We start from the raw sequence: 24269 nt of genomic DNA on the forward strand, positions 1-24269 counted from the left end.
TATTTACTTTAAGCTATTAATATATATTTATTGCCCTAAAAAATTTATTCATTTTGGAGGTTTGTTTTATGAATATTAGTATTATTGATATGCCTTTATTCTATGGATGTGATAATCCTGGAGTAGAAAAAGGGCCAAAAATTTTAAGAGAGAACAACCTTCTAGATATCTTTAATAAAAGCCATGAAGTCTGTGATATGGGCGAAGTTCATGTAAAAAATGTTTCTTCAAATGATAAATACGCAGCAAACGCAAAAATGAAGTATTTAGATGAAGTTGTAAGATCAAATATTGGACTAGCTGATAAAGTTTATGATTCCCTAAAAAATTCTTATCTTCCACTAACAATAGGTGGAGATCATGCATTAGCAATTGGAAGCCTTGCAGGCTCAAGTAAATTTTTCAAGGAAGATCTTGCAGTTGTTTGGGTGGATGCTCATGGTGATATAAATACACCTGAAACTTCCCCATCAGGAAACATTCACGGAATGCCTTTAGCAAGCTCTATGGGAATTGGTTATGAAGCTTTAACTAATCTTTATTTTCCTGGACAAAAGGTTAAACCTGAAAATGTATTTTTATTAGGTTGTAGAGACTTAGATTTAGGTGAACTTGAGTTAATTAAAGAAAACAATCTAAATGTATGGACCATGAAAGATATTAAAACAAAGGGCATAAAAACAGTATTAAAAGAATTGTTAGAAGCTTTAAATAAAAATAATGTTAAAAATATTCACTTTAGTTTCGATATTGATAGCTTAGATCCAGCATATGTACCTGGTACTGGAACACCAGTAGAAGATGGTTTATCCTTCTCTGAAGGAAAAGAAGTAATAGAAACTATAATAAATACTTCTTTAGTTAGGTCTATGGATTTTGTAGAATTTAATCCAGTACTAGATAATAATAAAAGGACTTTAGAAACTTGTCTTGAATTATTAAAGGTTATTTCCAAATCCTTTGAAGGAAAGTAATATATATAGTGCTATGGCACAATGTAAAATTAGAGGCTGCTTAAACAGTCTCTTTTTGATTTATTAAATTTTTATGTTATTATATTAGTTGTAAAAATTAATTTGTATTTTTTACTTTAATTATCTTTAATTTAATATTAATATAAATATACTAATTTTAGAGTATTTATTATAAGTATATATTAAGTAAAATTTAGGAGGATATAATGAAGCTATTATTTTTCGATACAGAAACTACAAGCATAAAACCGGGAAACATTTGTCAGTTAAGCTATATAATAGTAGATGCTTCAACTAAGCCACAAAAAACTACAGGTAAAAACTTTTTCTTTACTGTAGATACTATGGATGAAGGTGCTCAAGCTATTCATGGTTTTTCTTTAGAAAAGCTTTATGAACTTTCTGATGGAAATGAATTTATAGAATTTGTTCATGAATTTATGCCTGACTTCTTTGATGCAGATTTCATCATAGGTCACAATGTTCAATTCGATATAAAATTTTTAAAACATGAATTACAACAGTTATGGGAAGCTGGTCTTATAGATACTACTTGGGAGCCTAAAAATACCTTCTGTACTATGGCCTACTATAAATCTATATGCAATATAATTAATCCTTCAGGATTAGTTAAAAACCCAAAACTTTCAGAAGTTATAGACTTCTTAGGAATTACAGAAGAACAAATTGCAAATAAGGCAAATGAACTTTTTGAAGGAAGTGGTAACTATCATGATGCTAGATTTGATACTGCTGCAACTTACTTAACAGTAATTCAAGGAATGAAAAAAGGATTAATTCCACCTGGATACTTTACAAAATTACTTAAATAAAAAAGGATATAGATATTATATTCTTTGCTCCGTCGCAGGCTCCAAGTCGCCAGAATATAATATCTATATCCTCATATACTTAAGGAAAGGAATTTATAAAAAATTATTAATCGGGTAATATTTTTATAAATTCCTAAAAAATAAAAAGAAGATAAATATCATATTCTATACTTCCTGGTAAACTCCAAGTAGCAATAATATGATATTTGTCTCCTTATATATTAATATTCACTAAAATACTTATCTTTAAGCTCCTTGCAAAGATCCTTATCCATAGCTGGAACTCCATCTAATCTATATCTTATCTTCATATTTTCATATTTACTTACACCTAACAAATGATATGGTAGTAATTCAACTTTTTCAACATTTTTTAAAGAGTCAACAAATTTTCTTAAACTTTTCATATAAGCTTCACTATCAGTTCTACCTGGTACAACTACTTGCCTTATCCACAATTTAGTGTTTGCTCTTTTCACAGCTTCTATAAATTTATTTGTTTCATGAATCTTGCTTCCAGTCATATCTAAATAACCTTCTTCAGTTAGATGTTTTACATCATATAGAACTAAATCTGTATATTTAAGTATTTCATCATAATCTCCGAAACCAACTCCAGAGGTATCAAGACAAGTATGTATCCCCTCTTCCTTACAACCTTTTAAAACTTCTAAAAGAAATTCTGGTTGCCTAAGCGGGTCTCCCCCTGAGAAAGTAACCCCTCCATTTGATGCTTGAAAATAGCTCTTAAATCTTTTTATTTTCTTAAGTAGGTCTTCACTGCTGTATTCAGTACCTTCATTATCACTCCAAGTATCAGGATTATGACAATATAAACATCTTAATTTACATCCTTGAAAAAATACTACAACTCTTATTCCTGGTCCATCTACTAGTCCCATAGTTTCTATAGAATGAATTCTACCGCTTATCATAACATCTTCCCCTTTGTTTTCCACGATTAAAACATCTTTAATTTCTTAATTTATTATAATGTGTATACAATGAATTGTCCAATGTAAATAATTAATAATTGTCTAGAAAGCCGATTTCTCTTGCTACTTTATCAGAAATTTCATAGCCAGATATTTTCTTAATTATATTTATACACAATTTAATATTTCCTATTAAATTATAAGAAATCATTATCTTACCATTATCAACAAAATCTTTATTAGCTATATTAGCTCCATTTATTATATATTTAGAATTTGGTATGGAGATACCTTCCATATTTATTGAGTTAATCAAAAAATATATTCCATTAGATAATGTTGCTATATAATCGCAATGACTGTATACCTGATTTAAATATTCTACTAATTTAGTATTATCCATTTCATCTTTAGATACATTTCCACCAGGTATTAATAGAATATCAGGTAATACATTATTATAATTTATATTATAATTTATATCTATAGATCCATCCTTTATTTCAACTGACTCACTATTAGCTACTGAATAAACATGGAAATAATCTTCTTTTAATATTTCGTTAACTTTATCAAAAATATTAAAAATCAAAGAATATTCTGCTACATTAACATTATTATATAACAAAATTCCAATTTTAATCTTATCATTTACTTTACGACTGATAAACTTATTTTTAGTTAACTTATAAGTTCTTTGATCTCTAATATTATTTAGTTCTTCAAATCCAATTTTTTTTAATAAAGATTTACTTTCCACAGTTTTTACTGAATCTATAATAGCTTGTCCTCCAAACTCAAAGAAATAATATTCTAACAATAGTCTTAAAGCCTCTTCTCCATAACCTTTTCTTCTATATTTATAGTGTACTTTTATATTAATCCTTGCCACCTTAGTAGCTGAATTATAGCCATGAAAACTTACTTCCCCTATTGGAGTATCCTCTAAATCATAAATTAGACAATAAAAATTTTTCCCGTCTGTTGGGCTTATCATCTTTTTATAAAACATTTCCCATTTTTCTTTTGGAAAAGAGTAGGCACTTCCAAAATCGCCCATATTTCTTTCATTTCCCCATAGTTCCTCTACAAAAGCTAATTCATTAAATTCAGGCATTTTAATATATATTAACTTTCCATTCCTTCTATATAAATTAATTTTATCACTCATTATATCACCTATAATCTTTTCTTTTTCTTAAAGTAGATATATTATTAAATATCTCATAAATTAATGCATTAATCAAGAAAGAAGAAAGGCCTATGCAGATTATGTAATTAAAAATTAATAGTTTATTATATATACTAATTGCCTCAAATAAATTAATTTTTTCATTATATAGCCTATATCTATTATTCTAAAGAACAACGAATTTTCTAACAATTATTCTGTGCAGAAAAATATTTAGTATTTCTAAACTTTCAATGTTGTTTTATTAAACTATTTTATAAATATTCTTCTTAACCTCAATAATATCAATGATTTAAGCAAGAATATTTTTTTATTTTTTTCTAAAAAAATATTGATTTTTCCTTTGCATATATATATAATTACTATTGTTTGTTTAGTAATTTTAAACCTAAGGTTTAGTATTAGAAAATATTAATTTGGAAGGTGTAATTGTGGAAATCGGTGAAAAAATACGTAGATTACGTATTGAAAAACAATTAACTCAAGAGGAACTAGCTAATAGATGTGAATTATCTAAAGGCTTTATATCACAAGTAGAAAATGATTTAACTTCTCCTTCAATAGCAACTTTAATAGATATATTAGAGATTTTAGGAACTAATTTAAGAGAGTTCTTCAGTGATGCTAGCGAAGAAAAAGTTACTTTTACATACGAGGATATGTTTGAAACTGAAAATGAAGACTTAAAATATAAGCTAATGTGGCTTATACCTAATGCTCAAAAAAATGAAATGGAACCAATTATGATAACTCTAGATCCTAATGGACAATATATAGAAGAAGAACCTCATGAAGGTGAAGAATTTGGTTATGTATTATCTGGAACTATTGTTTTACATTTAGGTAAAAAGAAATTTAAAGTAAAAAAGGGAGAAAGCTTCTATTTTAAACCTAGATCAAATCACTATATTTCAAATGCAGGTAAGACCCAAGCTAAAGTAATTTGGATAAGTACTCCCCCATCATTTTAAATCTATAGAAAGAGGTGTTTATTTTGGAACAAAATATTATAGAAATTAAAGGTGTTTCTAAAACTTTTGAAGATAACTGTGTTTTAGACAACCTTTCATTAAACATTAAAAAGAATGAATTTTTAACATTGTTAGGCCCTAGTGGATGTGGAAAAACCACAACTTTAAAAATAATTGCTGGCTTTGAAGAAGCAGACCAAGGTGAAATTTTATTTGATGGAAGTGATATTTCATCCTTGCCTCCATATAAGAGACAGGTAAACACCGTTTTCCAAAAGTATGCATTATTCCCTCATATGAATGTATATGATAATGTAGCTTTTGGATTAAAGATAAAGAAAACTCCAAAGAATGAAATAGATTCTAAAGTAAAAGAAATGCTAAAACTAGTATCTTTAGAAGGTTTCGAAAAAAGAAAAATTGAATCCTTAAGTGGTGGTCAGCAACAAAGAGTTGCAATTGCTAGAGCACTAGTTAATGAACCTGAAGTACTTCTTTTAGATGAGCCTTTAGGAGCTTTAGATTTAAAACTTAGAAAAGAAATGCAAATAGAACTAAAAAGAATCCAACAAAGATTAGGAATTACCTTTATTTTTGTTACTCATGACCAAGAAGAGGCATTAACTATGTCTGACACAATTATAGTAATGAATAAGGGTAAAATTCAACAAATGGGTTCACCAGAAGATATATATAATGAACCTGCTAATGCTTTTGTTGCTGATTTTATAGGTGAAAGTAATATATTAAATGGGAAAATGCTTGAAGATTGTAAAGTTGAATTCTGTAATAGAATTTTTGAATGTGTTGATAAAGGGTTTAATAAAAATGAATTAGTTGATGTTGTTATTAGACCTGAGGATATTAAAATTGTATCTGCTGAAAAAGGAATGTTAAAAGGAATTGTAAAGTCAATTATATTTAAAGGAGTTCATTACGAAATAGAAGTTGAAGAAGGAAATAATACTTGGATTTTACACAATACAAAATATGCTGAAGTAAATTCTATAATTGGTTTAGATATTTATCCTGAAGATATTCATATAATGAGAAAGGTTTCTGACAATGAGTAAGACAAAAACATCTAGAAAAAATCTAGCTGCTTATCCATTTGTATTTTGGAGTTCTTTATTTATTGTAATTCCTTTATTAATAGTATTATTCTTCGGCTTTACAGTTTCATCTCCTGATGGAAGTTATTCTTTTTCAACAGAGAATTTTTTAAGACTAATTCAACCACAATATATTAAAGTTTTTGAGAGAAGCTTATGGCTTGCTTTTCTATCTACTTTTTGGTGCTTAGTTTTAGGTTATCCTGTAGCTTATATAATTTCAAAAATGAAACCTTCAAAAGGTAACATTTTAATTATGCTATTTATTGTTCCTATGTGGATGAATTTCTTACTTAGAACTTATGCATGGTTACCTATACTAGGTAAAAATGGTTTTATTAATAATATACTTGGCTCTTTAGGCTTTGGACCTTTTAATTTCCTATATAATGATGGTGCCGTAATATTAGGTATGGTATATAATTTCTTACCTTTTATGGTTCTACCAATTTATACTGTTTTAACTAAAATCGATAATGACTTATTAAATGCAGCATCTGATTTAGGTGCTAATAGACAACAAGTTTTTAGGAAAGTAATTCTTCCTTTAAGTATGCCTGGAGTAATTTCTGGTATTACAATGGTATTTATGCCAGCAGTTTCTACCTTTGTAATTTCAAGATTACTAGGTGGTGGCCAATATATGCTTTTAGGTAACTTAATCGAACAACAATTTACAACAATGGGTGATTGGAACTTCGGTTCATCAATTTCAATTTTTATGATGGCGATAATTTTAATCTGTATGGCAGTAATGAGCTTATTTGATAACTCAGAAGCTAAAGAAGGAGGCGGTCAATTATGGTAAAAGCATTAGAAAATTTTATTAAAAGATTTTATTTAGTATTAGTTTTCATATTCTTATATATGCCTATTGCTGCCTTAATAATATTTTCTTTTAATGATTCAAAAACTATGGGAAAATGGTCTGGCTTTACTTTAAAATGGTATGTTGAATTATTTAATAATGAAAATATATTAAAAGCCCTTTTCTTCACAGTAGTTATTGCAATTATTTCTTCTTTAGTTGCTACAGTAATCGGAACCTTAGCAGCTATTGGAATTAATAAGATGAAGGGACCTAAAAAAGCTCTACTATTAAATATAAATTATTTACCTGTATTAAATCCTGATATAGTAACTGGTATAGCCTTAATGAGTTTATTTATCTTCTTAAGACCTCTTACTAAATTAGATTTTGGATTTACTACAATGTTACTTGCTCATATTACATTTAATATACCATATGTAATACTTGCAGTTTTACCTAAGCTTAGACAATTACCTGAAAATATAGAAGAAGCAGCTTTAGACTTAGGTGCTACTCCTGCTTACACTTTAAGAAAGATAATATTGCCTCAAATTAAACCTGGCATCTTTGCTGGTATGCTAATGGCATTTACTATGTCAGTTGATGACTTTGTTATAAGCTTCTTTACTGCTGGTCCAGGAGTTACCAATCTATCAATTGAAATTTTTGCTATGGCAAGAAGAGGTATTAAACCTGAAATTAACGCCCTTTCTACATTGATGTTTGTAACGGTATTAACCCTTTTATTAATAGCTAATAGAAAGGAATTTACAAGAGGTGATAAAGTTGAAAAAGCTTAAAAAGTTTGTAGCTCTATTATCTTCATTAATATTTATCTCTTCAGCTTTTGTTGGCTGTAAAAATAATAGTGATAATGGTAAAAGAACTTTAAATGTATTTAACTATGGTGATTATATAAATGAAGATTTAATAAAGAAATTTGAAGATGAAACTGGAATAGATATTATTTATGACACTTATGAATCTAACGAAATAATGTATCAAAAGGTTAAAAATAGCCCTGGTACATATGATTTAATCTTCCCATCTGATTATATGGTTGAAAAAATGAAAAAGGAAGATATGTTAGAAAAAATAGATTTTAACAACATTCCAAACTATAAATATATTGGAGAAGATTTTAAAAATCTTCCTTATGATCCTAACAATGAATATTCTGTTCCATATATGTGGGGAACTATTGGTATTATTTATGATGCTGATAGAGTTGATGATGTTGTAGATAGCTGGGATATATTATGGAATGAAAAATATAAAGGTGAAATTTTTATGTTTGATTCTATAAGAGATACCTTAGCAATATCTTTAGTTAGACTTGGATATTCAATTAATTCTATTGATAAAAATGAATTAGATGCTGCAGCAGATGAATTAATAAAGCAAAAACCTTTAGTTCAATCTTATGTTATGGATGAAGTAAAAGATAAGATGATAAATGGAGAAGCAATCTTTGCAACTGTTTATTCTGGAGATGCTATATACATCCAAGAAGAAGCCCCAGATTTAAATCTTCAATATGTTGTTCCTAAAGAAGGTTCTAATAAATGGTTTGATGTTATGGTTATACCTAAAGGAGCAAAACATAAAACAGAAGCAGAAGAATTTATAAACTTCTTATCTGATCCAGAAAATGCAAAAGAAAATGTTGAATATATAGGCTATGCTACTCCTAATACTGGTGCTTATGAACTTCTTGATAAAGAAACACAAGAGGATGAATCTGTTTATCCACCTGAAGAAGTTTTAGACAAATGTGCTATATTTAAAGATTTAGGAAATAACATTAAATTATATGATGATGTTTGGCTAAAAGTAAAAATTAATTAGATTTTATATCCCATATTAAAAGAGCTGCCTAAGCAGCTCTTTTAAATTACTACAAATATATTTATTTTATATTGTTCCCAAACCATAATTTTATTTCTCTTTCAGCGCTTTCTAAACTATCTGAAGCATGAACACAATTTTCTGTTTTATTAGTTGAAAAGATTTTCCTAATAGTACCTTCTTTAGCCTTTTCAGGATCAGTACTACCATTTATCTCTCTAATTCTTTCTATAGCATTTTCCCCTTCTAAAACTAAGGCACACAAAGGTCCACTAGTTATAAATTTCAACAATGGAGCATAAAAATCCTTTCCTATATGTTCTTTATAATGCCTACTTGCAAATTCTTCAGTAATCTTTTCCATTCTTAAGGCAACAACCTTTAGATTATTATCTTCGTATTTACTAATAATCTTTCCTATTAAATTCTTCTTAACAGCATCTGGTTTTATAAGTACTAGCGATTTTTCCATACTTCTTCCTCCCATAATAAACTCTCTTATAAATTATACCATTTATTTACACATTTTATTAGTATAAATTTAGTATATTAACTTTTTTTGTTAAAATTATGGTATAATTTTTTTATTAATAGATAAGGAGTGATATAGTGACTAGATATTATATTGTTGTTGATGGTAGAGTTCAAGGTGTAGGATTTAGATATTATTGCCAAATGAATGCATCTAGCCTTAATTTAACTGGTTGGGTTCACAATATGTCGAATGGAATGGTAGATATGGAAGTACAAGGATCTGAAAGTTCAATTCAAAAATTTATAAGCCTTATTAGCAAAGGCAACTATTTTATTAAAGTTACATCACTTTCTAAAAAGGAAATATCTATAGTTCCAGATGAAAATAAATTTAAAATTAAATAAATATAATAAACATAGTATATTGCTTGTTCCGTCGCTTCGCTCCAAGTCACCGCAATATACTATGTTTATTATTGAAACTAAAGGTAATAATTCCTCTCAAGTTCGGAATTATGAAACTTGCTATTTATACATTAATTATAATTAAACTATAACTTTTCTTATTGTTTTTCCGTCGCTGGCTCCAAGTCAACATAATTAGAAATCTAAATATTATTATTTTTTTTCTACATTTGTATCGTAAAACATTAAGTTGTTTTCTTGAATAACTTTTATAAGTTTATCTGCATAGATTAAGTTTCCTTCTTCATCTTTTGCTGTGCTGTATCCTGCATTTTCTAGTGCTTGTGCCTGTTCTATATATGTTTTTCCGTCAAATAATCCATTTGCTGCATATCTTTCATTTTCTGATAGGAATTTCCCATGGTCTTTAATAGAAGAATTAACGCTATCATAAGCTCTAAAAGCTCCTACTATTACATCATCATAGTTTTCCTTAGTTTCCATTTCTACTTTCTTACCACTCCACCTACTGTCAGCCTTAATTCCAAAAAGATTATTATACTCAGCTGACAATGTAGATTCTCCCCAACCTGATTCTAAAATTGCTTGTGATATAGTTATTGAAGGTAAAACCCCATAATTTTTATAATTATCTAAAGCAACTCCAGAAATACTCTCTATAAATCCCAACTTATTTCTATCATTAACTAACTTTTCGTTAAGATAATTACTTTTTAATCTTTCTAAATTACTTTTTGCAAGATTATAAGCTTCACTATCTAAATTTAAATTCTTTATTGCAGTTTTAAAGGAATTAATTCCAACTATATTACCTTCATTATCTTTCTTTAATAATGCATTTGATATATTATTAATATTTTCATTGTTAATTTCAAAATTCCCATTATTTATAGCTGAATTAATTGCTGCTACTTCCTGCCAATTTAATTGATATCCAACTTTACTTAATTCATCAGTTATATCTATATAACTTTTAATTTCTTCATTAGATAAAGAAATACTATTTTCAAACTTACTTAAAAATTTAAAAGTAGCTACAACAGTAGTAAGTATAAAAATTATTATAAACACTAAAGATAAGCCCATTCTTTTCTTCCTTTTACGAAAAGCCACTCTTTTTACATTATTCACACCTCTATAAGTCCCTTTATATTGCAAAACTTCACCTCCAAGTTTACTTAATAATATATTATAATAATATTATTAATTTATAAATCTTATTAACATTATTTTAATAAAAAATTTGCGACCTGGTAAAATCCAAGTCGCAATAATATAATATCTATCTCCATCTATAATAAAGGAAATACTTATGCAATTAATGATTCTTCTTCACTTTCTTTTAATTCTTCAAAATATTTCTCTGTTTCTTCTACAACTACTTTTCTAAGTCCTATTAAGCCTACTAAGTTTGGAAAAGCCATAAGTCCATTTACTATGTCTGCTATTATAAAAATCATTTCTAATGGTAAAAATGGTCCAACTCCAACTAATGATATAAATAATATTTTATATGGCTTTATTCCCTTTATTCCCAATAAATACTGAATACATCTTTCACCATAATAATTCCACCCTATAATAGTTGTAAATGCAAAGAACATAAGCCCTATATTAACTATATATTTTCCTATTACTGCTATTGGTAACCCTGATTCAAAAGCTGAAGTTGTTAAAGCTGCTCCTTCTAAGCCACTACCATAGCTTCCAGTTAAAACAATTACTATTCCTGTCATAGTACAAACAATTATAGTATCTAAAAATGTTCCTGTCATTGAAATTAATCCTTGTCTTACCGGTGAATTTGTCTTTGCTGCTGCAGCAGCTATTGGGGCACTTCCAAGACCAGATTCATTAGAGAATATTCCTCTTCCTATTCCTCTTTGCATAGCAATTGATACTGTAATTCCTGTAGCCCCTCCTAAAGCAGCCTTAGGATTAAATGCACTTTCTATTATTAATAAAAGTGCTGCAGGTATTTTATCATAATTTAAAAATAATACTAATAATGCTCCAATAATATATAAAGTTGCCATAAAAGGAACTACCATTTCAGAAACACTTGCTATCCTTTTTATTCCACCCAATGTTATCAAAGCAACTATTACTGTAATTACTACTGTTGTAACCCATACTGGTATATTAAATCCTATTTGTGCAGCATCTGCAATAGATTTAACTTGTCCAAATGTTCCTATACCAAGTAAGGCAACTCCTACTCCAAATATGGCAAATAATTTTGCTAACCAATTTAAGCCTAGACCATTCTTTATATAATACATTGGTCCTCCAGCCATTTGCCCATTTTCATCTACTTCTCTATATTTAATTGCAAGTAAGCCTTCAGCATATTTTGTTGCCATTCCAAAAAAAGCTGCAAACCACATCCAAAATAACGCCCCAGGTCCTCCAGCTGTAATTGCTGTTGCAACCCCTACTATATTCCCTGTACCTATAGTAGCTGACAATGCTGTACATAAGGCCCCATAGCTTGATACATCCCCTTTAGCATTTTCATTATCATCATCTTCTTTACAAAAAATATACTTGAATGCTAATGGTAATCTAAATACTTGAAGTAATTTAAGCCTCCATGTTAAATAGATTCCTGTTCCTACTAATAGTATAAGTAATGGTGGTCCCCATATAATGCTGTTTATAGCATTTAAAATAGATTGAATTTTGTTTAACATAAAAAATCCCCCTTAAAATATATTTTATGGAGGAGAATAGATAGTAAAGCTATAATAATAAAACTATAGCCCTATCATATCCCCTGTCCTTTTACCTGAGAGTTTCAATAGCTTAAAACTAAGCTACCTTGCTCCTTCGGTGCTCTTATATAGAGTCTCTCCAGAGGTTCGTCCAATAGCGGTCCTAATACCTGAAAGATTTACTTCTTCGGTGGATTATTAAAAATCGCTCTCCCACTACCTTCAACCGAACATTATTAATTTTTATTTTTATTATATACGTATTTATTTTTTAATTCAAGAAGTATTTTCATAATTTTTTTATATATTTATTGATAATTTATCAATTTGACTTCTTTTTAATTATTGTAATTTTTTGATTTCTCAATCTATGAAGTAATTATTTCACTTATTGCAAATTTTGCAAGAAATCATTGCTTTTTTATTTTCTAGTTATATACTATATAATAGACGATTAAATGGAAAAGGAGACCACAATGGACACAATGTTAAACAAGGACTACTTAAAAAAACTTTACGGAAAAATAAGTCCTTTTGAATTTAAAGATAAACTAATAAGCTTGGCTAATATGAATAAAGAAAAATTCAATGGAACTGTTTTAGATGCTGGCAGAGGAAACCCTAATTGGATTTCTGCAACTCCTAGACAAGCTTTTTTCACTTTAGGACAATTTGCTGTTCTAGAATGCCAAGGAACTTTAAGCATTGAAAATTTAGCAGGAATGGTAAAAAAAGATGGAATTTATAATAGATTTTTAAAATATTATACTGAAAATATTAATCTTCCAGGAATAAAACTTTTAAAAGATATAATTGACTATTGTATAAATGAATTTAATTTTAACAATGATGACTTTTTATTTGAAATATGTGATGGAATTATAGGTGATAACTATCCTTTTCCAGATAGAATGCTTCTACATATAGAACAAATAGTTAATAAATACTTATTAAAAGAGTTATGCGGTGATAATAACTATAATAATGAATTTGATGTTTTTGCTGTTGAAGGTGGAACAGCTGCAATGTGCTATATCTTTGACTCTTTAACTGTAAATAATCTATTACATAAAGGGGATAAAATAGCATTAATGACACCAATTTTTACCCCTTATTTAGAAATACCACATTTACCTGAATATGATTTTAATGTTATTAGAATCCATGCAAATGAATTAGATGAAAATAACATTCCAACTTTCCAATACCCATTAGAAGAATTAGAGAAACTTAAAGATAAAGACATAAAGGCATTATTTATAGTAAATCCTAATAATCCAGCTTCTATTGCTTTAAATGAATCAACTATTAATAATTTGATAAATGTTGTTAAAAATCATAATCCTAATTTAATGATTATAACAGATGATGTTTATTGTACTTTTATTAGAGATTTTAAATCAATAATCTCATATCTGCCTTATAATACTATAGGTGTTTACTCTTTATCTAAATACTTTGGTGTAACAGGCTGGAGACTTGGTACTATACTACTTAATAAAAATAATATATATAATGATAAAATTAAAAATCTATCCTTTGAAGAAAAAGATAAATTAAATAGTAGATATAAACATATGAATTTAAATCCAGAAGAAGTTCCATTTATAGATAGATTAGTTGCAGATAGTAGACAAGTTGCATTAAATCATACAGCAGGACTTTCTACCCCTCAACAAGTTCAAATGGCATTATTCTGTGGATCAGCTCTTGTTGATATAAAAAATAATTATAAAGAATTAACTATGGAAATATGTAAAAGACGTAAATCAATATTATTTGAAGGCTTAGAGTTAAACCTTGATGAAAATCCTATGGATGCTTCTTATTATACCGAAATTAATATTATAGATTGGGCTAAAAATAAGTATAATGAAGATTTCTCTAATTATATTTCTGAAAATTATACTCCTTTCGATATACTTTATGATTTAGCTAGAAATTATTCTGTGGTTTTATTAAATGGAGATGGCTTTGCTTCTTCTGAATGGTCTTTTAGAATATCATTAGCTAATTTAAATGATAATTTCTACTATATTATTGGAAAAGTTTTGAGAACTGTTTTAAGTGAACTACATCTTGAATGGCAAAAGAGTACTTGGACAAAAGCTAACCTAATTGAAAAAGCACTGTAATTAAATTGGAGCTGTTAAAACAGCTCCAATTTAATTCTTCATTCTACATCTCTTTATATAGTCTGTTTATAGCACTAAATACAGCTTTTATAGATGCTAAAGTAATATTATTATCTACTCCTACACCGAAGGTAGTATTGGAATTATCTAGTCTCTTCATTTCAACATAAGCAGCTGCCTTAGCTTCAGAGCCTTCACCAAGAGAATGTTCTGCGTAATCTAAAATAGTAGTATCTACTAATTTACTATTTACTAAAGCCTTCTTTAAAGAATCTATTGGTCCATTTCCTTTAGCTGCAAAATTCTTTTCTTCACCTTTATATAAGAACTTAATATTTATTGAAGTATTTTCTTGGTTATTTTCTTGATTCTCATTATCTTCTATTTTGAATTTAATTAATTTGAATGGTCCCTTTACTTCTAAGTATTCTTCAGTAAACTTCTCCATTATTACCTTTGGAGATATTTCACCTATTCTTTCTGTTATTCCTTGGATTATTCCTCCAAACTCCTTATGCATCCTCTTAGGCATCTTATATCCATAATGGCTTTCAAGTACAAAAGCTATGCCACCTTTACCAGATTGACTATTTATTCTAACTAAAGCTTCATATTCTCTTCCTAAATCTCTAGGATCTATAGGTAAATATGGTACTTCCCAATATTGATTATTTCTTTCCATATACTTTTTCATACCCTTATTAATTGCATCTTGATGGGATCCTGAAAAAGCAGTAAACACTAATTCCCCAGCATAAGGGTGCCTTATGTGAACAGGTATCTTACAACATTTTTCATATATATCTATTATTCTATTAATATCTTCAAGCTTAAGCTTTGGATCAACACCATGTGAAAACATATTATAAGCTAGATTTATAATATCTACATTCCCAGTTCTCTCTCCGTTACCAAATAATGTTCCTTCAACCCTATCAGCTCCTGCTAGCATAGCCAATTCAGCTGCTGCAACTCCAGTTCCCCTATCATTATGGGGGTGAACACTTAGAATAACTCTTTCCCTATTAGAAAAATGTGTACTCATCCATTCTATTTGATCTGCAAAAACATTCGGACTATCCATTTCCACTGTGGAAGGTAAATTAATAATGATTTTTTCTTCATTAGTTGCACTCCAAGTATCTAATACTGCTTCACAGACTTCTAAAGCATAATCTACTTCTGTACCTGTAAAACTTTCAGGCGAATATTCTAAATATATTTTTCCATTAAAATCTTTAGCATATTCCTTTACTAACTTAGTTCCTTCTACTGCAATTTCTTTAATTTCCTCTTTACTCATATTAAATACAACATCTCTTTGAAGTACTGATGTAGAATTATAAATATGGAGTATTGCTTCTTTAACCCCCTCTAAAGCTTCAAAAGTTCTTTCAATTAAATGTGGTCTTGCCTGAGTTAAAACTTGTACCTTAACTCCATCTGGTATTAAATTATCATCAACTAGCTTTCTTAAAAAATCGAATTCTATTTGTGAAGCTGAAGGAAATCCTATTTCAATTTCTTTAAATCCTAGTTCTACTAAAAGATTAAACATCTTTATTTTCTCTTCTACAGTCATTGGATTAATTAAAGCTTGGTTACCATCTCTTAGATCAACACTACACCAAATAGGTGCTTTTTCAATTTCCTTATCTGGCCATGTTCTTTCACTTAACTTAATAGTTTGAAACTTTTTATACTTTTTGTAATTCATTTAAATGCCCCCTTGCTTATTATTATAATTCTACTTAAATAGGAAATAAAAAGCCGCATAAATCCTCCAATAATTGGAGCGATTTACGCGGTACCATCCAAGTTTTTAACTTACTTATTTTAACGGTATATAATACCGACAAGACCTACTTTCCCCATTCAGTCTTGTAGCTCCTGAGCGAGTTCAAAAGCGATTATATGTAGGCTCTCACCGCACCCTACTCTCTTTAATATCTCGTACTTTTTACTACTCTCATTCTAAGCATTTTTATTATTTAAGAATTTATTTAAAGATTCCTTATAAATATCTTTTATAAATCCTTTTTTATTAAATTTATATAGTAATATACTATATTATTTATATCTTGTCAAATACTTCTATATATAATTTTATAATTCTACTCTGCCTCTAACTTCTCCATTATAGAATGCTTTTATATTTAATATTACTTCTTTAAATAATCTATTTCTAGCTTCTACGCTTGCCCAAGCTATATGAGGAGTTAAAATTAATCTATCCTTATTATTAACATTAACTAAAGGATTATCTGATTTTATAGGTTCCACTTCAAAAACATCTAGTGCAGCACCTGCTATTAATTCTTCATCTATTGCCTTAGCAAGATCCTTCTCAATAACTATAGGACCTCTTCCCATATTAACTAATATAGCTGTATCTTTCATTTTTTCAAGTGCGTCATAATCTATTAAACCTTGAGTATTATCATTTAATGGTGCATGAATAGAAATTATGTCTGAAGCTTTAAGTAATTCATCAAATTCAACTCTTTTGTAATGAGAATTTGAATTTTTTCCTGAAGTAGAATAATAAATAACATTAATGCCAAAAGCTTCTGCTATGGTTGCCACTCTTCTTCCTATGGCTCCTAATCCTATAATCCCCCATGTTTTACCTTCTAACTCATAGAAAGGCTTGCTTACATCAGTAAATAGACCACTATTTGCATATTCACCTGACTTTACAAATTCATCATAATAAAATAGTTTATCATATAGAGATAAAACCGTTGCAAAGGTATGCTGAGCTACAGTATTAGTAGAATATCCAGCTACATTAGTTACTGCAATATTATTATTTTTTGCATAAACTATGTCTATATTATTAAATCCTGTAGCAGTTTCACATATTAACTCTAAGTTTTTTGTTCCCTTTAAATTGTCTTCATTTAACACAACTTTATTAGTCAATACTATATGAGCATCTTCTATTCTTTCAGCAACTTCTTCTGGCATAGTTGTGTCATAATAAACCACCTCTCCAAAGGACTTTAATTCATCAAATTCTAAATCACCTAAAGTCTTTCCATCTAAAATAACTATTTTTTTCATATCTACCCCTCCAAATATTTATATTAAATTTAAAATATCTTCTGGTCTATCTATTAAATAATCTGGATTAGAAGATTTTAAGGTATCTAATCCAATAAAAGTATAGTTTACTCCACAAGTTTTACAACCTGCTGATTTACCACAATATATATCATAAATACTATCACCTACCATAATAGCTTCACTAGGCTCAACACCTAAGTCAATACAAGCTTTTAAAGCTGGCTCTGGATTTGGCTTATGAAGTTCTGTAGATTCTGGTGTTATAATTACATCCATATAATCATGAATTCCAGCTATCTTCATTCCTCTAATAGCAAGTTCTGCTCTCTTAGAAGTTACTATTCCTGTCTTTATTCCCTTTTCCTTTAATCCCTCTAAAAGTTCCTTTACCCCATTAAATGCAAAACACATACTGTCATGAGTATCTTCATTATGTTTTCTATAATAAGCAACTAATTCATCAACTGCTTCTTCCTTTGCATGTTTTTTAAAGGGCTCTCCTAAAGGTCTTCCAAAGAAATCTAAAATTTCTTCTCTTTTTAATTCAATTCCTAATTTATCTTTAAAAGTTTTATCAAATGAATTATATATTAATTCATTTGTATCTAATAATGTTCCATCTAAATCAAATAATACTGCCTTAATCATATTGCCTCCTAAAGTCAAGTTTTTAATCATTTGTAATAAACTTTATATTTATAATAACATATAAAATATGCTTGTACAAAATCAACTTATTATAAAAAATAAAAAATAGACATTATATTCCTTCTCCATAGAAAATCTACATAGTAAAAAAAATATAACATCTATCTTCTATAATAAATTTTAATTAAATATACTTATATAAATTTATAAACTACATATGAAATAAGCTTAGTTGCTCATTATTATATCCTTCTTTGTAGCCATTAATTATATCATTCATTTTATAAAGTAATCCTAGTCTTTTACATTCCTTAGCAAAGGTATTATATAGCTTTCTTGCATTAGGGCTATTACACATATAATTATTCCCAAAGTTTTCAATATATTTTTCTTTAATTCCAGGGAAGGATTTATCTAGCATCTTAAAAAAGTAATCTCTTTGATTATATCTTAAAGTAACTCCAAAAGCAGGATAAATAAATTTTGCTCCATTTTCTTTTGCTAATCTTACAATACTTATTATATTTTCTTCAGTATCATTTATAAAAGGTAATATAGGCATTAATAATATTCCTGTGTATATATCTTCATCAGATAATTTTTTTATTGCTTGGAATCTTTTAGATGTAACTACTACATTGGGTTCAATTATTTTACATAGCTCATCATCTGATGTTGTAATTGTAATTTTACAAAGTACTGGAGAGTGATTTTTAATCCTTTTTAAAATATCAATATCCCTTACTATTAAATCACTTTTAGTTGCAATAGCTACTCCAAATCCATTGCTATCAATACTTTCTAATGCAGTCCCTGTTAAAGAAAACTTCTTTTCAAAAGGATTATAAGGATCACTCATAGCCCCTGTTCCTATAACACCTTTTTTTCTCTTAGATTTTAATTCTCTTCTTATTATCTCTAAGGAATTTTCTTTAGCTCTAACAATATCGAAATTATCTATACCATAACAATCGCTTCTACTATCACAATATATACACCCATGACAGCATCCCTTATATATATTCATATTATAATTAGTTCCAAACCAATTATTATTTTCTCTATATCCTGATATAATACTTTTTGCTGGTATAAGCTCCATACATATCTCTCCTAAATAAGGGCTTTTTCCTTAATAAATTTATTAAACTTACTTTCAGATAATATTTCATTTGTTATAAATTCCATTATTAATACCTCCTAACAGGATGTCTTATAACAGTTTTCATTCTTTCTACTTTTATTTTTCTAGGATCTGATAAGTAAATTTCATGGTGTCTTCTAACTTTACCCTCTTCATTAATTCCACTAATATCATTAATTAAATTATTTTCTATAATGTATTTATCAATTTTTTCAGTAGTTACCTTCTCTTGATCAAATGGCCCAATATGCATACATTGAACACATAAGCCCTCATCAAAAACTTCAAACCTTGCCTTGCTTATATCTATGTGTGGTTTTTTCTTTTCAACTTCATTACAAGCTAGTTCAAAAACCTCCTTAGTAACAAATTCTGGTTGACGTATCATAGAAGTCCAAATATATTTGTGTTTTTTACTAAAATCCATATCATCATCTTCTAACCACCATAAGCCTTCAAGAGGTGGCACTACATAATCAAAGTAATTAGCTAGTTCTTTTTTAATATCCTTACTCATTTTAATTGTATATGATAGTGCATATAATAATTCAACTGCTTTCTTATATTCTCCATCTTCATCATTTGGATTCCCTTTTCCATCTACCATAATAAAATTCATCTTAGGAACAATTATTTCCATAGGTTGTGTTTTAGGTAAATACAAATCTTTAAATTCTTTTTTATAATCTAATTTATTCATTATAATTCTCCTTTCACATCCTTGTTATAATTATATTATATAATCTTTAATATGACATCAGTCTGTCATATTAATATTTATTTAAAGCTGCTGTTAATCTTTTTTTCATTTCTTCTCTTATATGTAACGGTTCGAGAACTTCAATATTATCTCCAAAAGACATTAAATATCCATATAACCAGTCACATAATGGAAAGTCTAGATTAATTACAAAATCACCATTATCATCTAAAGAAAAGCTTTGGAACTCATCATATACCCTAAATCCTAGTTTCTTATTAACTTTTATTTTAAGGTGTACCAATTCATTGGAATATCCTATATCCCTTTCTAAGAACACCTTATTAGGAGCACTTCTACTAAACTTTTCATCTGAAATTGTTATATTATTCATTCTTGTAAGCTTAAAAAATCTATTATCTTCTTTTCTTCTACAATACGCATATAAATACCATCCTTGTCCCTTAAAAACAAGTTTTAATGGCTCAACACTACGCTTATCTAGTTCTCCCTTTGAATTATAGTACTCAAAGGATAATATATTTTTATTTATTATAGAATTCTTTATATTAGTAAATTTATCTCCTAAATCATTATTTTTATCCCAATTAGAAAAATCAACTTCTATCCAATTTTCATTATTACCTCCTAAAAATGAATTTAATTTAGATAATGCTCCACTAAACTCATTTTGGTTAACAGCATTAATACCTTGAATAGCTGTTAATATTTCTTTCTTTTCTTCTTGTGATAAAACTGTTTTATTTAATATAAAGTCAGATAAAAGACTTATTCCTCCACCTTTACCTTTAGTCATATAAATAGGAACCCCAGCCTGAGATAAATCTTCTATATCTCTATAAATAGTCCTTTGTGATACTTCAAAATGTTCTGCTAACTCTTTTGCTTTAACATTCTTTTTATCTAGTAAAATATATATTATTTCAAATAGTCTATTTCCCTTCATATTATCACCCAAATCGTAATTTATTTATATAAAAAAAGTGGACATATAAAAGTTCTATCCTTTCTAATATATTAAAAAGACTACACTCTATAATTGCCTGTTAGAAATGCAGTCTAGAAAATTCAACTTTTAATTCCTTCTATATTAAATATTATATTATAAATATAATGATAAAATCATCTGCTATTATCCTTAATATAATTAAGGTGCTGCAAATGTATACCTATATGACCAATTCCGAGAATTACTACAGCTATAACCATCCATATGACCTTACCATATATACCCAATAATAAGAATCCCATTATGGGTAGGCTTGCAAGTGGAACTGGAATTCCAATAAAGCTTCCATAAAAATCTTCTAAAGTATGATTACTTTTAAAATATCTTACCCAACAAACTTCATAAAGTAACATAATAATAAAAGATGCAATTAACCAAAGGCTCCATATAGCTAAATTATTAATATTAAAATCTTTAAATATTACTGCTAAACAAGTTACAGCAACTTGACCAACTCTTTCAAATAGCAACAGTATTCTATTTTCATCTTTCACTATCTCGTTATACCCTTTAGGCATATTTTTTGTCCAAATTATGTTTGGAATAAAAAGCATAAATAAATAAATCAAGCCAATATAAGAAAATCCAAAATAACCCATTTACTCTCCTTAACTATTTTATCAAAATTATTGTTAACTAATATATAATTTGAAAAATATCCCTTTTATTCAAATTACAATATATTTGCTCCAAAACACTAATTAATTTATTATTCTATGTATTTACAAACATCTACCCATTTTTTATAATTAGATATTTTTTCCAATTCATCAACTGTTAATTTTATTGCACTATTAGTACTTCCACAAGCAGGATATAGTATTTCAAATCTTTTTAATGAATTATCTAAATAGATAGTTACACCATCCTTCACTCCAAATGGGCAAACACCACCTACTACATGTCCTATTAATTCTTCAACATTCTCATAGGGTATCATCTTTGCCTTTGTAGAAAATTCTGCTTTATATTTACTATTATCTATTTTAGAATCTCCTGCAACAACTATTAATATCGGCTTATTATCTACAATAAATGATAATGTTTTGGCTATTTCTCCCTCTTTACAATTTATTGCTTTAGCTGCTTCTTCTACTGTAGCAGATGAAACAGAAAATTCCATAATTCTATTTTCTAATTCAAATTTTTCTAAGTATTCTCTTGTTTTCACTAATGACATAATTCTTCCCTCCTTCGTTCCTTTTCATCCATACTATATATTCCATATGGTTCACTATAAATTCATTTTGAAATTTCTTTGGCTTCATCATAATTTATTTTCTTTATATTTAATTCCATGTTAATTACTCATATTTTTTATATAATTATATTATTAATTATAATATAATTTCCATAAAGTTGTAATTGCTAGTAAATACTTATTTAATTAATAAAAAGATATGGAGCTAATTAATTAACTCCATATCTTCTGTATACTATAATTCTTAATTAATACTTATCTAAGCTTTATCTTCCCTAAGGCTTTCAAAACTTCATTGGCCTCTGACATCATAGATTCTATAGCTTCTTCTACAGATGTAATTTTATTTATTAGACCAGATATTTGTCCTGTCATTACAGAACCATATTCTATATCACCATCTATAGCTGCTTTTCTTAGTGCACCTGTTCCTAATTCTTCAAACTCATCCCTACTAGCACCTCTTTTTTCTAACTCTAAAAACTTTATTGTCATAGGATTCTTTATACCTCTAACTGGTGCTCCTAAACTTCTTCCTGTAACTACCGTATCTGCATCTCCACATTCTATAACTGCATTTTTAAAATTTTCATGAACTTCGCACTCATTTGTTGCTATAAACCTTGTCCCTACTTGAACTCCTTTTGCACCTAATGCAAGAGCTGCTACTACCCCTCTTCCATCAGCTATTCCTCCTGCTGCTACTACAGGAATATTTACAGCATCAACTATTTGAGGAACAAGAGCTAAAGTAGTACTTTCTCCAACATGTCCGCCTGCTTCTGTACCCTCTGCTATAAGTGCATCAGCACCTATGCCTTCCATTTTCTTTGCAATCTTTACATTTGGTATTACTGGTATAACAATTATTCCTGCTTCCTTCCACATATTCATATATGGCGCTGGTGTTCCAGCTCCAGTTGTAACTACTTTTACCTTTTCTTCAACAACAATTCTTGCTATTTCTTCTTTTTCTGGGTGCATAAGCATTACATTTACGCCAAAAGGCTTGTCCGTTAACTTTTTACATTTTCTTATTTCTTCTCTTATTCTATCTGTAGTAAAACCACCACTAGCAATAACACCTAATCCTCCAGCATTTGATACAGCTGCAGCTAAATCAGCTGTAGCTATTTGTGCCATAGCACCTTGAATTATTGGATACTTAATTCCCAATAAGTTTAATAAATCCATTTATCTTCCTCCTTAGTACATAAAATATTAATAAAAAATTATACTGCAAAATTCTATTAATACTAACCTTATGTAATTGTTATCATTTTGTATTTATTATATCACATATTAATTTTTATTCCCTGTTTAAATTATTATTTTTTATTTTAAATATATTTATTTTAATTATATTTCATAATATGATAATATCTATTTAACTAATATATGGAACTTTATAACTATATTTTAAATTTATTATAGAAAGGTAGGTAGAACTTATGAAAGTAAACATTTTATTATTTCTGATTTTTTTTATTGATGGACTAGTTTTATTAGTGTTATCATTATTTCTTAAAAATAGGGACAAACATACTTTAGAAAGATCTACTCAAATTGTTATTGGAAAAGTTGTTAAATACACATTGCTGGGTAATAAAGGTGTATACTTTCCCATTATTGAATATATTGTAAATGACATCGCCTATAATCAACGTTTAAAATATGGTTGGATTATTACTAAATCATCATCTTTTAAAAATATAACTCCAGATATTGAAAATAACTTTTTAGACACTAATTTAGTTATTAATAAAAATATTCATGTTTCAAGAAATATATTAATAGATAAATTTCCAATAGGAACTGAATTACCCGTTTATTATAATCCAAGCAATCCAAAAGAGAGTTATGTTTTAAGGTTTACAAAAAATCCTTCCATAAAGATATTTTTAATAGTAAGTATACTATTTATTATTTTGTCATTTGTTATTTTAATATTTTTACCAAATAATCCAATATAAATAAAATAACCTAATATATTTATAGTATATTACATCAAGTAAAAATATGGGCTGTTGCAACAGCCCATACTCACTAACT

At 28.0% G+C, this 24269-nt stretch carries 24 protein-coding genes, 1 riboswitch and 1 other annotated feature; of the genes, 10 read left to right on the forward strand and 14 right to left on the reverse strand.

Annotated features, from left to right (window positions below; genetic code table 11):
* Positions 1-68: 68 nt before the first annotated feature.
* Both rocF and ACFYH6_RS13160 read left to right on the forward strand, forming a co-directional pair.
* Positions 69-974 carry an arginase gene (gene rocF, locus ACFYH6_RS13155; RefSeq protein WP_316345679.1) on the forward strand — a complete coding sequence of 302 codons (906 nt, stop codon included), beginning with the start codon at positions 69-71 and terminating at the stop codon, positions 972-974.
* 206 nt (positions 975-1180) lie between these two features.
* On the forward strand, positions 1181-1807 hold the full coding sequence (locus tag ACFYH6_RS13160) for a 3'-5' exonuclease (RefSeq protein WP_316344836.1): 627 nt from the start codon (positions 1181-1183) through the stop codon (positions 1805-1807).
* A 221-nt stretch (positions 1808-2028) separates the two neighbouring features.
* Here the strand turns inward: ACFYH6_RS13160 and pflA are convergent, their stop codons facing one another.
* Positions 2029-2742 (reverse strand): pyruvate formate-lyase-activating protein, encoded by a 714-nt coding sequence (gene pflA / locus ACFYH6_RS13165; RefSeq protein WP_316344834.1) that lies wholly within the window; start codon positions 2740-2742, stop codon positions 2029-2031.
* A 91-nt stretch (positions 2743-2833) separates the two neighbouring features.
* Positions 2834-3913, reverse strand: coding sequence for a GNAT family N-acetyltransferase (locus ACFYH6_RS13170; RefSeq protein ID WP_316344833.1), 1080 nt, complete (start codon positions 3911-3913; stop codon positions 2834-2836).
* A 452-nt stretch (positions 3914-4365) separates the two neighbouring features.
* Between ACFYH6_RS13170 and ACFYH6_RS13175 the strand changes: the two genes are divergently transcribed.
* The 5 genes from ACFYH6_RS13175 to ACFYH6_RS13195 are packed head-to-tail and all read left to right on the forward strand — an operon-like array spanning position 4366 to position 8676.
* Complete coding sequence (locus ACFYH6_RS13175) at positions 4366-4905, forward strand: XRE family transcriptional regulator (RefSeq protein ID WP_316344832.1); 540 nt, start codon at positions 4366-4368, stop codon at positions 4903-4905.
* A 23-nt stretch (positions 4906-4928) separates the two neighbouring features.
* Positions 4929-5978, forward strand: a complete 1050-nt coding sequence (gene potA / locus ACFYH6_RS13180) for a spermidine/putrescine ABC transporter ATP-binding protein (RefSeq protein ID WP_316344831.1) — start codon at positions 4929-4931, stop codon at positions 5976-5978.
* Complete coding sequence (locus tag ACFYH6_RS13185) at positions 5971-6825, forward strand: ABC transporter permease (RefSeq protein WP_316344829.1); 855 nt, start codon at positions 5971-5973, stop codon at positions 6823-6825. Before potA ends, ACFYH6_RS13185 begins: the two co-directional genes overlap by 8 nt.
* Positions 6819-7628, forward strand: a complete 810-nt coding sequence (locus ACFYH6_RS13190) for an ABC transporter permease (protein WP_316344827.1) — start codon at positions 6819-6821, stop codon at positions 7626-7628. Before ACFYH6_RS13185 ends, ACFYH6_RS13190 begins: the two co-directional genes overlap by 7 nt.
* The gene (locus ACFYH6_RS13195; protein WP_316344826.1) at positions 7615-8676 is read left to right on the forward strand and encodes a spermidine/putrescine ABC transporter substrate-binding protein; all 1062 of its coding nucleotides are present in this window, start codon (positions 7615-7617) and stop codon (positions 8674-8676) included. The genes ACFYH6_RS13190 and ACFYH6_RS13195 overlap by 14 nt, the downstream gene beginning before the upstream one ends.
* Positions 8677-8737: 61 nt before the next feature.
* Here ACFYH6_RS13195 and ndk read toward each other — a convergent pair whose 3' ends face one another.
* The gene (ndk, locus tag ACFYH6_RS13200; protein ID WP_416178416.1) at positions 8738-9148 is read right to left on the reverse strand and encodes a nucleoside-diphosphate kinase; all 411 of its coding nucleotides are present in this window, start codon (positions 9146-9148) and stop codon (positions 8738-8740) included.
* Between the two features lie 137 nt (positions 9149-9285).
* Here ndk and ACFYH6_RS13205 point away from each other — a divergent pair, with 137 nt between their 5' ends.
* Complete coding sequence (locus ACFYH6_RS13205) at positions 9286-9555, forward strand: acylphosphatase (protein WP_316344824.1); 270 nt, start codon at positions 9286-9288, stop codon at positions 9553-9555.
* A gap of 213 nt (positions 9556-9768) precedes the next feature.
* Here ACFYH6_RS13205 and ACFYH6_RS13210 read toward each other — a convergent pair whose 3' ends face one another.
* The gene (locus ACFYH6_RS13210) at positions 9769-10734 is read right to left on the reverse strand and encodes a glycoside hydrolase family 73 protein (RefSeq protein ID WP_416178415.1); all 966 of its coding nucleotides are present in this window, start codon (positions 10732-10734) and stop codon (positions 9769-9771) included.
* Between the two features lie 152 nt (positions 10735-10886).
* Complete coding sequence (locus tag ACFYH6_RS13215; protein ID WP_416178414.1) at positions 10887-12269, reverse strand: alanine/glycine:cation symporter family protein; 1383 nt, start codon at positions 12267-12269, stop codon at positions 10887-10889.
* Positions 12270-12342: 73 nt separating this feature from the next.
* A riboswitch (glycine riboswitch) is annotated at positions 12343-12443 on the reverse strand.
* A gap of 323 nt (positions 12444-12766) precedes the next feature.
* On the opposite strand from ACFYH6_RS13215, the gene aspD reads away from it, so the two are divergent.
* On the forward strand, positions 12767-14425 hold the full coding sequence (aspD, locus tag ACFYH6_RS13220; RefSeq protein ID WP_416178413.1) for an aspartate 4-decarboxylase: 1659 nt from the start codon (positions 12767-12769) through the stop codon (positions 14423-14425).
* A gap of 43 nt (positions 14426-14468) precedes the next feature.
* Here the strand turns inward: aspD and leuA are convergent, their stop codons facing one another.
* The 9 genes from leuA to ACFYH6_RS13265 all read right to left on the reverse strand — a co-directional run bounded on the left by leuA (position 14469) and on the right by ACFYH6_RS13265 (position 23411).
* A complete protein-coding gene (gene leuA / locus ACFYH6_RS13225) occupies positions 14469-16142 on the reverse strand; it encodes a 2-isopropylmalate synthase (RefSeq protein WP_416178412.1) in 1674 nt (557 codons plus the stop codon).
* 71 nt (positions 16143-16213) lie between these two features.
* Positions 16214-16411 (reverse strand) — a binding site (T-box leader).
* A gap of 120 nt (positions 16412-16531) precedes the next feature.
* Entirely contained in the window at positions 16532-17491 is a 960-nt protein-coding gene (locus ACFYH6_RS13230; RefSeq protein ID WP_416178411.1) for a D-2-hydroxyacid dehydrogenase, read from the reverse strand.
* Between the two features lie 18 nt (positions 17492-17509).
* Positions 17510-18142: a pyrophosphatase PpaX gene (gene ppaX / locus ACFYH6_RS13235; RefSeq protein WP_316344648.1), complete on the reverse strand. Its 633-nt coding sequence runs from the start codon at positions 18140-18142 to the stop codon at positions 17510-17512.
* A gap of 211 nt (positions 18143-18353) precedes the next feature.
* The gene (locus tag ACFYH6_RS13240) at positions 18354-19244 is read right to left on the reverse strand and encodes a radical SAM protein (protein WP_416178410.1); all 891 of its coding nucleotides are present in this window, start codon (positions 19242-19244) and stop codon (positions 18354-18356) included.
* An 88-nt stretch (positions 19245-19332) separates the two neighbouring features.
* A complete protein-coding gene (locus ACFYH6_RS13245; protein ID WP_416178409.1) occupies positions 19333-19986 on the reverse strand; it encodes a GyrI-like domain-containing protein in 654 nt (217 codons plus the stop codon).
* Positions 19987-20056: 70 nt separating this feature from the next.
* Positions 20057-20953: a helix-turn-helix transcriptional regulator gene (locus ACFYH6_RS13250; protein ID WP_416178408.1), complete on the reverse strand. Its 897-nt coding sequence runs from the start codon at positions 20951-20953 to the stop codon at positions 20057-20059.
* A 176-nt stretch (positions 20954-21129) separates the two neighbouring features.
* Entirely contained in the window at positions 21130-21615 is a 486-nt protein-coding gene (locus tag ACFYH6_RS13255; RefSeq protein ID WP_416178407.1) for a hypothetical protein, read from the reverse strand.
* Between the two features lie 110 nt (positions 21616-21725).
* Complete coding sequence (locus ACFYH6_RS13260) at positions 21726-22196, reverse strand: YbaK/EbsC family protein (protein ID WP_416178406.1); 471 nt, start codon at positions 22194-22196, stop codon at positions 21726-21728.
* 276 nt (positions 22197-22472) lie between these two features.
* Complete coding sequence (locus ACFYH6_RS13265) at positions 22473-23411, reverse strand: DUF561 domain-containing protein (RefSeq protein ID WP_416178405.1); 939 nt, start codon at positions 23409-23411, stop codon at positions 22473-22475.
* A 257-nt stretch (positions 23412-23668) separates the two neighbouring features.
* On the opposite strand from ACFYH6_RS13265, the gene ACFYH6_RS13270 reads away from it, so the two are divergent.
* Entirely contained in the window at positions 23669-24190 is a 522-nt protein-coding gene (locus tag ACFYH6_RS13270; protein WP_416178404.1) for a DUF3592 domain-containing protein, read from the forward strand.
* The last annotated feature ends 79 nt before the right edge of the window (positions 24191-24269 follow it).

The organism is Clostridium sp. HCS.1, from assembly GCF_047900555.1.
In the GTDB taxonomy this organism is placed as follows: domain Bacteria; phylum Bacillota; class Clostridia; order Clostridiales; family Clostridiaceae; genus Clostridium.

What these genes read in the sequence shown, in the direction of transcription:
- ACFYH6_RS13260 (WP_416178406.1), bottom strand. Translation starts at nt 22,196, where the DNA reads ATGTCATTAGTGAAAACAAGAGAATACTTAGAAAAATTTGAATTAGAA.
- ACFYH6_RS13240 (WP_416178410.1), bottom strand. Translation starts at nt 19,244, where the DNA reads ATGGAGCTTATACCAGCAAAAAGTATTATATCAGGATATAGAGAAAAT.
- ACFYH6_RS13265 (WP_416178405.1), bottom strand. Translation starts at nt 23,411, where the DNA reads ATGGATTTATTAAACTTATTGGGAATTAAGTATCCAATAATTCAAGGT.
- ACFYH6_RS13270 (WP_416178404.1), top strand. Translation starts at nt 23,669, where the DNA reads ATGAAAGTAAACATTTTATTATTTCTGATTTTTTTTATTGATGGACTA.
- ACFYH6_RS13250 (WP_416178408.1), bottom strand. Translation starts at nt 20,953, where the DNA reads ATGAAGGGAAATAGACTATTTGAAATAATATATATTTTACTAGATAAA.
- ACFYH6_RS13160 (WP_316344836.1), top strand. Translation starts at nt 1,181, where the DNA reads ATGAAGCTATTATTTTTCGATACAGAAACTACAAGCATAAAACCGGGA.
- rocF (WP_316345679.1), top strand. Translation starts at nt 69, where the DNA reads ATGAATATTAGTATTATTGATATGCCTTTATTCTATGGATGTGATAAT.
- ndk (WP_416178416.1), bottom strand. Translation starts at nt 9,148, where the DNA reads ATGGAAAAATCGCTAGTACTTATAAAACCAGATGCTGTTAAGAAGAAT.
- ACFYH6_RS13255 (WP_416178407.1), bottom strand. Translation starts at nt 21,615, where the DNA reads ATGGGTTATTTTGGATTTTCTTATATTGGCTTGATTTATTTATTTATG.
- pflA (WP_316344834.1), bottom strand. Translation starts at nt 2,742, where the DNA reads ATGATAAGCGGTAGAATTCATTCTATAGAAACTATGGGACTAGTAGAT.
- ACFYH6_RS13215 (WP_416178414.1), bottom strand. Translation starts at nt 12,269, where the DNA reads ATGTTAAACAAAATTCAATCTATTTTAAATGCTATAAACAGCATTATA.
- ACFYH6_RS13170 (WP_316344833.1), bottom strand. Translation starts at nt 3,913, where the DNA reads ATGAGTGATAAAATTAATTTATATAGAAGGAATGGAAAGTTAATATAT.
- ACFYH6_RS13230 (WP_416178411.1), bottom strand. Translation starts at nt 17,491, where the DNA reads ATGAAAAAAATAGTTATTTTAGATGGAAAGACTTTAGGTGATTTAGAA.
- ACFYH6_RS13190 (WP_316344827.1), top strand. Translation starts at nt 6,819, where the DNA reads ATGGTAAAAGCATTAGAAAATTTTATTAAAAGATTTTATTTAGTATTA.
- aspD (WP_416178413.1), top strand. Translation starts at nt 12,767, where the DNA reads ATGGACACAATGTTAAACAAGGACTACTTAAAAAAACTTTACGGAAAA.
- ACFYH6_RS13245 (WP_416178409.1), bottom strand. Translation starts at nt 19,986, where the DNA reads ATGAATAAATTAGATTATAAAAAAGAATTTAAAGATTTGTATTTACCT.
- ppaX (WP_316344648.1), bottom strand. Translation starts at nt 18,142, where the DNA reads ATGATTAAGGCAGTATTATTTGATTTAGATGGAACATTATTAGATACA.
- leuA (WP_416178412.1), bottom strand. Translation starts at nt 16,142, where the DNA reads ATGAATTACAAAAAGTATAAAAAGTTTCAAACTATTAAGTTAAGTGAA.
- ACFYH6_RS13185 (WP_316344829.1), top strand. Translation starts at nt 5,971, where the DNA reads ATGAGTAAGACAAAAACATCTAGAAAAAATCTAGCTGCTTATCCATTT.